Genomic DNA, 12,361 nt, shown 5'->3' with positions numbered 1-12,361 from the left:
AGGCACGAAAGCATGAAGAAGCACAAAGAAAAAGGAAGAAAGAGCTTCTTGCTTTCTGCTTCTTCTTTCCCTTAAACCTTCGTGCCGCTTTGTGTCTTCGTACCTTTGTGGCTAATTTATGCTTGTGCCTTTGCATCTTTATTGCCCCAGCTTCACTATTTGCCCAAGTTGTAACAGATACTGTGAGTACTATGGTATCAAATGACAGTGTAACACAAAAAGAATCGCATATTTACGATTCATCCGAAACTTATTTCAACAATAAAGAATATTTCAGCGACTATTTTGTTGAATCCCCTTTGCCGCCCCGTGCTTCCTTTGTCAAAATGGCCGATAGCCTTAAAAAAACAGATGATTTTTGGTATATAAGCAAAATAGAAAACTTCAAAGCAAGGCAAGTGCAGTTGCAATTTACCATCGATTCTACCTTGCGGGCAGATAGCATCAACCACAGGAGGAAAAGGAATTTGAAGCGAAAGCACGACGATGAGCAACTATTGGATGAAGATGACGGAAATGTATCACTGCCACCATGGACAAGAAAAATCTTATGGGGGGTGATTATCAGTGCTTTTTTATTTGGTGTGGGCTATTTTTTAACAACCAATAAAATAGCTTTATGGAATTGGAACAAAGCTAGTAAAGATGCCATCCCAGAAGATGCGCTAGAAGGGCAGGGCGTGGATATTTTTCAATTGCAGTACAAAGAGTTATTGCAAAAAGCACTGGCAGATAAAAACTACCGCCTCTACATCCGTATACAATATTTGCAGACCATAAAGCAGCTTAGCGACAAAAAGCTAGTGCAGTTTGCACCGGAACATACCAACTTCCACTATTTGCAGCAATTGTATGCCACGCCATTGTATGCAGCATTTGCGGCCATTACCCGGCATTATGAATACGCATGGTATGGCAGCTTCGATGTGAGCGAACAGGCTTTCAACAGTATAAAGGAAGAAATAACATCTTTTCAAAATAAAATTACTGCCAAATGAAAAACACCATCATTTATGTAGTAATTGCCCTGCTGGTGCTGGTGATGGCCATATTTTTATTTGTGGAACCTTCCCGGAAAATAGACACGCATATTACACTTAGCCGGAAAGACAAAATACCTTATGGCACTTACACAGCGTTCAATGCTTTGCAAACACTGTTCCCCTACAGCAAAATAAAAGTAAACACAGTTGTGCCAACAGACTGGGAAGTAATCAATAACAAGCAAGACAGCCAAGTGCTTATTATTGTAAACAGTTATTTCAACCCGTCTGAAACAGACTTGGATTACCTTGTAGGTTTTGCCCAAAAAGGCAACCAAGTACTTATTTCTGCCTTGCAGATGAACGATATTGCCTGCAAGTTTTTTAAAGTACAACAGAATAATTACTATAACAATTCATATATCAGCTTTGCTGGGAACGAAGAAGCTACAAGAAAGTTCGACTCACTGCAAGTGAGCCTCGACAGCAATACGTTTACTGGCAACCGCTTTTATAGCTACTCGGGCATTGGGTACGACAACCATTTTTATACATACGATAGTTCTTTTGCTTACACGTTGGGTTACGATGCCCACAATAAGCCTAACTTCCTAGGCATGAATGCCGAGAAAGGCAGCATATACCTGCATAGTGCCCCCATAGCATTTACCAATTTGTTTTTGCTTTGGCACCAAAACCATGGCTATCTTGAGCTGATTTTGTCTTTATTGCCTGCAAAGCCAAAAAAAATTGTGTGGGACGAATATTTTTTGAACAAGAAATATGTTAATGACGATGATACAGACAACTCCAATTCCCTGTTATCTGTTATTTTGAAATACGAGAATTTCAGGTGGGCATTTTGGCTTGCCATCGCAGTAGTTTTGTTTTTTATTGTTACCGAGGCCAAACGTAAGCAACGCCTTATACCTGTTTACAAAAAACCTGCAAACGAATCTTTGGCATTTGTAACAACGGTTGGCAAGTTGTATTACGAAAAAGGCGACCATAAAAACCTTGCAGAAAAAATGACGCTTTTTTTCCTAGACTATGTGCGGCAGCAATACAAAATAGATACAAGGTTTATAAATGCTTCTTTTGCCGAGGCACTAGCTGCAAAAACAAATTTGCCAAAAGAGGAAACAATGAACATAGTAGATGCCATATACAACATTCAACTAACCAATACAATAAGCAGCCAGCAATTGGTTGCGTATTACCAACTTTTAGAAAACTTCTATAAAAAAGCATAACATGGAAAATGATATAGTACAGGAAGACAATTTGTTTGAACAACGGCTAGACCTAAGCGGGCTAAGCAATACCATCATGGCTTTGCAAGCCGAGATTAAAAAGGTTATCGTGGGGCAAGATGCAATGGTGCAACTGATTGTTGCAGCCATTTTGGCCGATGGGCATGTACTGATAGAAGGCGTGCCGGGCGTAGCCAAGACGCTAACGGCAAAGCTCGTGGCCAAAAGCCTGCATACCAGTTTCAACCGCATACAGTTTACGCCCGATTTGATGCCAAGCGATGTATTGGGTACGAATATCTTTAACCCCGGCACACATAGTTTCCAGTTTAAAAAAGGACCCTTGTTCAGCAATATTATTTTGATTGACGAAATAAACCGTGCCCCTGCAAAAACACAATCTGCCCTGTTTGAGGTAATGGAGGAAAGGCAGGTAACCATTGATGGGTCAACCTACCCGATGGACAACCCATTCATGATTTTGGCCACGCAAAACCCCATAGAGCAGGAAGGCACATACCGCCTGCCCGAAGCCCAGCTAGACCGGTTCCTGTTTAAAATAGAAGTGCCATACCCAACCGAGCTGGAAGAAGTAGCCATTTTGCAACGCTTTCATGGCCTCGGCACCAAGCAGGCCATAGCAGACGTGCATCCTGTGGTAAGCAAGGAAGAAGTGATACAACTGCGGCAGCTAATAAAAGGCATAGTGGTAGATGAAAAGCTATTGCAGTTTATAGCCAAGATAATCGTGGCAACTCGCAACGACAAAGCCATTTATTTGGGCGCATCGCCCCGTGCTTCCTTGGCCATGTTGCAAGCCGCAAAAGCCATTGCGGCCATGATGGGACGTGATTTTGTAACGCCAGACGATATTATACTCGTAAGCAAGCCTGTGCTTAGGCACCGCATCATCCTTACGCCTGAAAAAGAAATGGAAGGCTCAAAGGAGGACGAAGTGATAGAATCGATTATACATTCGTTGGAAGTACCGAGGTAGTCGTAAGTGGTAAGTTGTAAGTAGTAAGTAGGGGAGTATCCTTGCTTCTTTTTTCTTAGTGCTGCTTCGAGTCTTTGAGCCTTTGTGGCAGATTACCAACAAATTATTCAATCATTGGCATATCAATATTTTATTTGATGCTCAAAAAACTATTGTATTTTTTCTCTTTTTACTTCACCCGCTGGTTCTACATAGCGGTAGGTCTTATCGTGGTCGTGTTTGTACTAGCTTATTTTTTTCCACTGCTACAGCAAATAGCTACTGTAGCTTTGTGCGGTTTATCCATTGTTGTACTGGCAGATGCTGTTTTGGTTTTCTTCCCAAGAAAAACAGTAACCGCCACAAGAACTTGTGCAGACAGGTTTAGCAATGGAGATGAAAATAAAATCAACTTATTGGTTACCAATTATTTGCAATACAGCATCAACATAACTATCATAGATGAAATACCTTTTCAGTTCCAGCAGCGAAGCTGGCAAAAGCAGGTATCGTTACCAGCCAACGGAACCACGCAGGTTACCTATACCTTACAACCTACCGAGCGTGGGGCATACCATTTTGGCATCATCAACCTATTTTATACGGGGCCTTTAAATACCATTATTCGCCATGTGAAAACAGGGGAGGAAAAAACAATAGCTGTTTACCCGTCTTACATGCAGATGAAGCGTTTCCATCTGTTGGCAGTTACCAATCAGTTACACGATACTGGTTCATCCCGCATACGGAAAATAGGGCATAGCCTGGAGTTTGAGCAAATAAAAGAATATGTGCTGGGAGATGATTACCGCAACATCAACTGGAGCGCTACTGCCCGCAAAAGCAGCATCATGGTAAACACCTTCATGGATGAAAGGAGCCAGCAGGTTATTTGCCTGATAGACAAAGGCCGCTCCATGAAAATGCCTTTTGAAGGCCTTACTTTGCTGGACTATGCCATCAATGCCACGCTGGTGCTGAGCAATATTGTATTGCTGAAACAAGACAAAGCAGGGTTGATAACCTTTGGCAAGAAAATAAGCCAGTTGGTACAGCCAGACAGGAAGCCCACACAAATAACCACAATACTGGAAACCCTGTACCTCCAAGAAACCACTTTTGAGGACAGCGATTTTGAGGCACTGTACAGCACCGTGCGCTACAGGGTAAAACAGCGTAGCCTGTTGTTATTGTTTACCAATTTTGAAAGCATGTATGGCTTAGAAAGGCAATTGCCCTACCTGCAAAAACTAAATACATACCATACCCTAGTAGTGGTTTTTTTCAAGAATACGGAACTGGACAACCTGCTACATTCAAAAGCCACAAACGTAGAAGGCATCTATACCAAAACCATAGCCGGGCAGTTTGCGTTTGAAAAATGCCAGATAGTAAAAGAACTAAACCGCCACGGCATCATGGCATTGCTCACCACACCCAAAGACCTTACGGTGAATACATTGAACAAGTATTTAGAGATAAAGGCTAGGAATTTGATATGAGATGCCTCTTTACACCAAAGCCACATTTACATCCACTTCCAAATTATTAGACAGGAAAATAGCCATGTCATCGTTCATGGAAAAGCCTTTGTCGCTGGTGTACAGGCTTATTTTCAGGTTTTCTTCTGGTTCATAGATGTGGAAACGAAGGGAGGCTTTGCCTGGGTTTTGCTGCACGTTTTTAGTGATGAAACTTACAAAATCGGGTGATAAGGATGCAGGGTTCATGCTTATGTCAACACTTTTCGTAAGGCTAGGCTTTACCGTTTCCAGCAGGCAGATATTGCTTACTTTAAATTCATAAGCAGCGCCGTCTTTCCATGGTGCTTTGAAAAATCCTGTTACCAATAGGCTTTTGCCTAGTTCCAAGTATATTTTGTGACGCGCATAGTCTTCGCCAAAAAGGGCTATTTCCGTTTTCCCGGTATAATCTTCAATGCTAAGGATACCAAAATCCCTATCGGTTTTTGTTTTTCGGTGCTGTGCTTGTGTTACCAGCCCTGCTAGCTTAAAGTTCCGCCCTGCATTTGACTGGGAGAGCGTAGTGCTTTCCTTTATTTCATTAAAATCGGCCAGTGGCATAATGCCATAATGTTTTAACTCAAATTTATAATGGTCTAATGGGTGGCCACTCATGAACATGCCTGTTACTTCTTTTTCATGGTCTAGCTTGGTGGTCAGCGGCCACTCTGCACAAGGAGCTATCTTTGGTTTGGGAACTTCCATAGCGGTAGGCAGGTCGCCAAAAAGGGTGTTGCTAGTGCCTGTTGCCAAGGAAAGTTGCGTTTGCCCATGGCCAATTACTTTTTCCAGCCCACTTGTCCTTTCGCCTTCAGCCGTATAAAAATACTGTGCCCGGTGCAATTCCGGGAAGCAGTCAAAAGCACCGCTATATGCAAATGTTTCAAGGGATTTTTTGTTCACATTGCGGCTTACTACCCGCTCGCTGAAATCAAATATATCTTTGTATAGCCCGTTCTTTTTCCTTTCAGTAATTACATTCTCCACGGCATTGTCGCCTGCACCTTTTAGCCCACCCAAGCCAAAGCGTATTTCGCCACGGCTATTTACCGCAAAGCCTTTTAATGATTCATTTACATCTGGGCCTAACACTTTGATGCCCATGCGTTTGCACTCCTCCATAAAAAAGGTAATCTTATCTATGCTTCCTGCATGGTTTAGCACAGCGGCCATGTATTCGCTAGGGTAATGGGCTTTTAAATAGCCTGTTTGGTAAGCCACAAAAGCATAGCAGGTACTGTGCGATTTGTTGAATGCGTATTGTGCAAAAGCCTCCCAGTCTTTCCAAATTTTTTCCAGTTGGTCGGCGGCATGTCCTTTTGCAGTGGCACCATCCATAAATTGCTTTTTCATTTTGTCTAGCACGGCTATTTGCTTTTTTCCCATTGCTTTACGGAGTACATCCGCATCGCCTTTGGAGAAGCCCGCCAATTTTTGCGAAAGCAACATTACCTGCTCCTGATACACCGTAATACCATAGGTCTCTTGCAGGTATTCCTCCATGTCTGCCAGGTCGTAGGTTATTTCTTCCTTTCCGTGCTTACGCAAGATAAACTTGGGGATATAGGCAATAGGCCCCGGTCGGTACAGGGCATTCATGGCTATCAAGTCGCCAAATTTGTCGGGCTTTAATTCCCGTAAATACTTCTGCATACCCACGCTTTCAAACTGGAAAGTGGCGTTGGTTTCGCCACGTTGATATAGTTGAAATGTAGCTTCATCATCCAATGGTATATCGTCAATTACAATATCGTCCCCATGGTTTTGTTTGATGAGTTCCAAAGCTGTTTTTAGGATAGAGAGGGTTTTTAATCCCAAAAAGTCCATCTTGATTACCCCTGCTTCCTCAATGGAATTTCCTTCTATCTGAGTAAGCCATAACTCCGATTCTTTTGATGTGGCAACAGGTATCAAATCAGTCAAATCCTGCGGTGCAATGATGATACCAGCCGCATGTATGCCCGTGTTGCGCACACTGCCTTCTAGCCTTTCTGCTTCTTTTAGTACCTGCGCACGGATGTCGGTGCCTTTGTATATTTCCCTTAGTTGGCGTATATTGTCTAAATCATCGCCTTGCAGCCCTTCTTTTTCTTCCAAGCTTTTAGGCCCATCTTTCTTGGTCATGGGGGCTTGCAGCACCCTGCCTAGATCGGTGCCGGGCTTATCAGGTACCATTTTGGTTAAGGCACGGCTTTCAGCCAAGGGCAAGTCCATCACTCGGGCTACGTCGGCAATGCTGCTTTTGGCAGCCATGGTACCGTAGGTAATAATCTGTGCCACCTGTGCCTTGCCATATTTTGCCACTACATAGTCTATTACTTTCTGGCGGCCATCATCGTCAAAGTCAGTATCTATATCCGGCATCGACTTACGGTCTGGGTTCAGGAAACGCTCAAACAGTAGGTTGTACTTGATAGGGTCTATATTGGTAATGCCCGTGCAATACGCCACCACACTGCCTGCGGCCGAACCACGGCCAGGTCCAATGAAAACCCCCATTTCACGGCCTTCTTTAATGAAGTCGCTCACGATTAAGAAGTACCCAGCAAATCCCATGATGCGGATAGTGTTCAATTCAAAATCTATCCGTTCCTGTGTTTCAGGCGTAATATCTGTGTACCGCTTTTTTGCACCTTCGTAAGTAAGGTGTTTTAGGTATTCCCACTGGTTCAGCGTATCATCGGCATGTACCTTGAATGATTGGGGTATGGGGAAATTGGGAAGAAGGATGTCTTTCTTCAAATTCAACACCTCTATTTTGTCAACAATCTGGTTGGTATTGTCAATGCTTTCCGGGATGTCGTGGAACAGTTTTTTCATCTCGTCCGGCGACTTGAAATAAAACTGGTCGTTCGGGAATTTGAATCGGCGGTTTTTTACCATCACGTCATCGTTCACAAAATCGTCAAAGCCCGGGGTTGATTGCTTTTCTCCTGTATTTATGCAAAGTAGAATATCGTGGGCATTGTAGTCGTCCTGCTCGGTATAATGACTATCGTTGGTGGCAATAACAGGCACATTGTATTTCTTAGCAAATTTCATCAATGTGTTATTGATAATTTCCTGCTCTTTTATATCATGCCGTTGTATTTCTATGTAATAATCTTCCCCAAACAAATCTAGCCACCATTTAAACTCTGCCTCAGCCGTTGCCTCATCTTTTTTTAAGATGGTTTGCGGTACATAAGCACCTATGCAGCAGGTGGTGGCTATCAACCCTTCGTGGTATTTTTCTATCAGTTTCTTGTCTATCCGGGGGTACTTGCTGTACATCCCCTCAATAAATCCAAGAGAAGTCAATTTTACCAAATTCTGGTAGCCTTTTGCATTTTTGGCCAGCAATACCTGATGGAAACGTGCGTCTTTCTGCTCCTTGGTAAATGTTTTGGCGTGCATGTTTTCCACCACATAAAACTCACAGCCTACTACTGGCTTAATGGTTGGGGCTTTAATCTCCTTGCCATTGGCATCCGTGCCAATTACCTTAGTGTTTTTCCAAGCCTGTGCCACAAACTCAAACGCACCAAACATATTGCCATGGTCTGTAATGGCAAGGGCAGGCATATTGTGCTTGGCCGCCTTGGCGTACAAGTCTTTAATGTTGGCAGCACCATCTAGTAAAGAGTATTGGGTGTGTACGTGAAGATGGGAAAACTGGCACATTAAGGAACTATTTTAAATGTTGAATTTTAAATTTTAAATTGAGCCGGGTGGTAAGGAAGACTTCGCTTTTAGCGAAGCATTCCTATAAATAGCTACGAACCACTAAAAGCCGTAATTATTTTTTCGGCTTCTTCAAAACCAAAATTTGCCATCTTATAACTAACAACGCCATCATACCCCATACAGAGGTGCATTATTTCGTAAACATTCAAGAAAGGGTAAATCAGTTTTTTATTCTTACCTGCTATTCGCTCCTTATACCAATCAACATCTTTCCTGCCTTTACCTTTTTTTCCAAAAGCCCCGTCTAATGCTACCAATACACCAGCGTATGCCGTATGCCCAGCCATTTTTATGTACTTTGGATCGGTATAATTGCCATCGTGCTTTTTGGCTTTTTCCTTTAAAATTTCTTTGGCATTGGCTATGTAGCGTTTTGCCTCTGATATATAGTCTATTTGTGTTTCCATTGAAAATGATGGCTATTTAAAATAATGCTTATTGTTCCAAAACTAATCAAAATTTAAAAATTGAACAAGAAAAAGCTATAATAATTCAGTGTTTAAAATAGGCGCATTCCTTTGAAATATATGCCCCGCAAGCAAAAAACACACTTATCCACAACCCAAACAAATACATAGAATGTTAAAAAGTTTTGCAGGGTGTTGGTGCAATAGTATAGTAGGGTTATTTTGCAAGCAATGATAATGAAACAACCTATACTCATTACCTTATTGGCATTGCTTGTTGTATGCACCAGTTGCAATTCCTTGCGTACTATTTCGGCAAAGGATGGCTCAACCAGTACAAAAACCAACAAAAAACAGTCTTCAAAAGAGTTGAAATTTTTGGATAACATTGAGGTGAAACCAGGCTCAGTGGTAACTTCCAAGCATAAAAGCAGCGGGGCTAAAAAGCAAACAGCTTATAAATACACGGACAAGGCTACCACCAACATGGAAGAGGCAAACTGGCTGCAGTTTAAATATGCCATTATTGCCGATGTAGATGTAGAAAGCCTTACCAACATAGCGTTGCTGCAAAAATTAGATGAATGGTGGGGTACTAGGTACTGTATTGGCGGTGAATCTAAAAGCTGCATAGACTGTTCTGCTTTTACTTCTACCTTGATGCGGGATATTTATAACTTCCAAGTGCCAAGGACAGCACAAGACCAGTACAATGCCTGCGACAGGATTGCTGCAGAAGATTTGAAAGAAGGCGATTTGGTGTTTTTCCACACATCTGGCAGGAGTGTTTCGCATGTAGGCCTATACCTTGCCAACAATAAATTTGCCCATGCTTCCACCAGCGAAGGGGTTACCATTGGCGACCTAACAGACGGCTATTGGCAGCCGCGGTTTATTGCTGGGGGAAGAATCAAAATTAGGAATTAGGAATTAAGAATTAGGAATTGGTGTAGGAGTTAAAATGCGCACATTCTTAAAATTCTTAATTAACAATTCTTAATTCCAAATTCTTAATTCCTAATTATCTGTGCTTTCCATCCATTTAAACAACCTTACTTTTTTTGCATACCACGGTTTATACGAGGAAGAAAAGGTATTGGGCAATATTTTTATTGTAAATGCCACTGTTAGCTACCATCCATCGCACCAGATACTGGATATTACGGATACAATTGATTATGTAAGTATTTACGAATTGATAAAGCAACGAATGGAAATGGCAACCCCTTTGCTGGAAACAGTAGTAATGGAAATGGCACAAGCTATATTGAAAAATTTTCCACTGGCAGAGGAAGTTAGCATAGAGTTAACCAAACAAAAACCACCAATCCCTAATTTTGAGGGGTCGGTAGGGGTGAGTTTTAAATTGAAAAGATAGAGAGACAATGCTAAAAAAAATATTATTTATACTAGGTTTAAGTTTGGGGGCATTTGCTATTGTACACGCTCAGGATATTGCAGTAATGAGAAAAGAGGCAGAGAATTTTGAGAAAGACCTTAAAGAGCCAGAAGCATTGGATAAATACAAACAAATATTGGCAGTGGATGCCAATAATGTAACTGCCCTTGTGAAAGCAGCAGAGCTAAGCTGCTCCATTGGTGGGCGGCAAAAGGATAAAAATGACAAACGCCTGCAATATGAATCAGCTATGGCTTTTGCCAAGCGTGCTATAGCTGCTGATGGGTACAGTGCCGATTCCTACTATGCCGTGGCAATGGTAAGTGGCAAAATGACCGAGATAGAAACCGAAAACAAAAAACTGGTGGCTTATGTAAGGGGCGCTAAGTTTTATGCCGACAAAGCCATTCAGATAAATCCTAACCATGCCAAGGCAAACTTTACTGAAGGCAGGTGGCATTACGAAATGGCAACCCTGGCAGGTTTAAAAAAAGCAGCTGCAAAAGTAGTATATGGTGGTTTGCCCAATGCAACATTAGACAGTGCAATTTACTATTTAGAAAAATGCAAAACATTGGCACCTTATTTTGTTTTGAACTATTACTACCTGAACAAGGCTTACAAGGAAGACAATAGGCCTACGAAACAAATAGAGGTATTGGGCAGGATGGTAAAGCTGCCTACACGCAGTATTGACGATATTGGCATGAAAGCTGACGCAGCTCAGCAACTACAGGATTTGCAATAAAATATTAACACTAACTTCTAGTAATTGACATTACTTATCTGTAAGGTAAAAGCATTAGCAACGTTTTAGCAATAAAAATTGCTATGAAATTGTTGTTATTACCGCTTTTATTATTGTCAGCCGCTTTAGCTAGTTGCCAAACCAGCACCACCCAGAAAGGAACTGCCATTAATAACCCTATCGTAATAGAATTATTTACCTCGCAGGGATGTTCTAGCTGCCCTAGTGCTGAAAAATTATTAACCGAGTTAAGTGATAAGGACACTAATATACTCCTACTTTCTTTTCATGTGGATTATTGGAATAGGCTTGGGTGGGTGGACAGTTTTAGCCAAAAAGCTTTCTCTGAAAGGCAACGCAAGTATGCGGATATTTTCAGGTCTGAATCTGTTTATACACCACAAGCCGTTGTAAACGGCCAATTTGAAGCAATAGGGAGCAACAGGCATGATATTAATAGGTTAATTAACCAAGTATATACCCATAAAACAATTATTATTGGCAGTAGTGCGAGTAGGAGCAATGGTAAAATAATGGTTGCTGTGCAGGGTGATTCTTATAAACAAGGATACCGTCTATTAGCTTTATTGGTTGAAAAAAATGCTTTTACAAAAATTAAGGCAGGAGAAAACGAAGGCCTATTATTACAACACAAAAATATTGTTAGGGAAGTTAAAGAAATACGGGCTGGTCAAAAGGGTATTTATTTTGCAGCACCCCAAAACTACCAGAATTACCAAATAGTAGTTTTAGCCCAAGAGGAAAGTCGTTTATCAATTGATGACGTATCAGTGCTTGGTTTATAAGTTTAGTAGCAATTAATTCATTAAGTATTATTTAGGATACAAGATAATGGGATTGTTGATTGATGATAGGCAATTACTTTTTATAAATTCCTGTAAAAAGACTAGAAATTCAATATCTAGCTATAAAGTTCCACAATAATTTAAACTTTTTTATTTATTAACGTTTTATTTACTTAATATTGTATCATAATTTATTGTGCATTCTTGGTTTAATGATGCTTGCTTTTATTTAAATACAATGAAAAAATTATTTGGCGTAATATTGGTTTTGATTGTAATTAAATGCTTTGGCATGACCAATGCAGCTAATTTTAGCCCAATCGTCCTCAATCAAAGCGAGATACCTTTTGAAGGTGTTATAAGTATTATTATAGCCATAGGTATCATTTATGGTGCAAAAGTTGGCAGGGAGGAAGAAGTTAAAGAATAATTCATATAATGATTTACGTTTCTTTTTGATGCTCGGATTTCTAAATTACAAATAATTTATACATTTTTTAAAAGAGATTGCCTGAAAAGGGTAGTCTCTTTTTTGTTTGC

General features: G+C 41.0%; 11 protein-coding genes. 9 read left to right on the top strand and 2 right to left on the bottom strand.

Annotation, left to right across the window (positions count from 1 at the left end; all coding sequences use genetic code 11):
* Positions 1 to 191 precede the first annotated feature (191 nt).
* The 4 genes from ACHFIY_RS11930 to ACHFIY_RS11915 all read left to right on the top strand — a co-directional run bounded on the left by ACHFIY_RS11930 (position 192) and on the right by ACHFIY_RS11915 (position 4,714).
* The gene (locus tag ACHFIY_RS11930) at positions 192 to 998 is read left to right on the top strand and encodes a DUF4129 domain-containing protein (RefSeq protein ID WP_410846326.1); all 807 of its coding nucleotides are present in this window, start codon (positions 192 to 194) and stop codon (positions 996 to 998) included.
* Positions 995 to 2,236 (top strand): hypothetical protein, encoded by a 1,242-nt coding sequence (locus tag ACHFIY_RS11925; protein ID WP_410846325.1) that lies wholly within the window; start codon positions 995 to 997, stop codon positions 2,234 to 2,236. Before ACHFIY_RS11930 ends, ACHFIY_RS11925 begins: the two co-directional genes overlap by 4 nt.
* Before the next feature lies 1 nt (position 2,237).
* Positions 2,238 to 3,233, top strand: coding sequence for an AAA family ATPase (locus ACHFIY_RS11920; RefSeq protein WP_410846324.1), 996 nt, complete (start codon positions 2,238 to 2,240; stop codon positions 3,231 to 3,233).
* 137 nt (positions 3,234 to 3,370) lie between these two features.
* Complete coding sequence (locus ACHFIY_RS11915) at positions 3,371 to 4,714, top strand: DUF58 domain-containing protein (RefSeq protein ID WP_410846323.1); 1,344 nt, start codon at positions 3,371 to 3,373, stop codon at positions 4,712 to 4,714.
* Positions 4,715 to 4,723: 9 nt separating this feature from the next.
* On the opposite strand, the gene dnaE is transcribed toward ACHFIY_RS11915, so the two are convergent.
* Together dnaE and ACHFIY_RS11905 are read right to left on the bottom strand one after the other, a co-directional pair.
* Positions 4,724 to 8,398, bottom strand: a complete 3,675-nt coding sequence (dnaE, locus tag ACHFIY_RS11910; protein WP_410846322.1) for a DNA polymerase III subunit alpha — start codon at positions 8,396 to 8,398, stop codon at positions 4,724 to 4,726.
* A 92-nt stretch (positions 8,399 to 8,490) separates the two neighbouring features.
* The gene (locus tag ACHFIY_RS11905; protein ID WP_410846321.1) at positions 8,491 to 8,868 is read right to left on the bottom strand and encodes a DUF5618 family protein; all 378 of its coding nucleotides are present in this window, start codon (positions 8,866 to 8,868) and stop codon (positions 8,491 to 8,493) included.
* Positions 8,869 to 9,105: 237 nt separating this feature from the next.
* Between ACHFIY_RS11905 and ACHFIY_RS11900 the strand changes: the two genes are divergently transcribed.
* The 5 genes from ACHFIY_RS11900 to ACHFIY_RS11880 all read left to right on the top strand — a co-directional run bounded on the left by ACHFIY_RS11900 (position 9,106) and on the right by ACHFIY_RS11880 (position 12,251).
* Complete coding sequence (locus ACHFIY_RS11900) at positions 9,106 to 9,795, top strand: C40 family peptidase (protein ID WP_410846320.1); 690 nt, start codon at positions 9,106 to 9,108, stop codon at positions 9,793 to 9,795.
* A gap of 100 nt (positions 9,796 to 9,895) precedes the next feature.
* Positions 9,896 to 10,246 (top strand): dihydroneopterin aldolase, encoded by a 351-nt coding sequence (folB, locus tag ACHFIY_RS11895; RefSeq protein WP_410846319.1) that lies wholly within the window; start codon positions 9,896 to 9,898, stop codon positions 10,244 to 10,246.
* Positions 10,247 to 10,253: 7 nt separating this feature from the next.
* The gene (locus ACHFIY_RS11890) at positions 10,254 to 11,015 is read left to right on the top strand and encodes a tetratricopeptide repeat protein (protein WP_410846318.1); all 762 of its coding nucleotides are present in this window, start codon (positions 10,254 to 10,256) and stop codon (positions 11,013 to 11,015) included.
* A gap of 83 nt (positions 11,016 to 11,098) precedes the next feature.
* Positions 11,099 to 11,821 (top strand): DUF1223 domain-containing protein, encoded by a 723-nt coding sequence (locus tag ACHFIY_RS11885; protein ID WP_410846317.1) that lies wholly within the window; start codon positions 11,099 to 11,101, stop codon positions 11,819 to 11,821.
* Positions 11,822 to 12,059: 238 nt separating this feature from the next.
* Positions 12,060 to 12,251 carry a hypothetical protein gene (locus ACHFIY_RS11880; protein ID WP_410846316.1) on the top strand — a complete coding sequence of 64 codons (192 nt, stop codon included), beginning with the start codon at positions 12,060 to 12,062 and terminating at the stop codon, positions 12,249 to 12,251.
* Positions 12,252 to 12,361: the final 110 nt, after the last annotated feature.

The organism is Parasediminibacterium schistidii, assembly GCF_046546515.1.
Classification (GTDB): domain Bacteria; phylum Bacteroidota; class Bacteroidia; order Chitinophagales; family Chitinophagaceae; genus Parasediminibacterium.
Note: the sequence above shows the minus strand (reverse complement) of the source record. Positions and strands in the feature narration are given on the sequence as shown.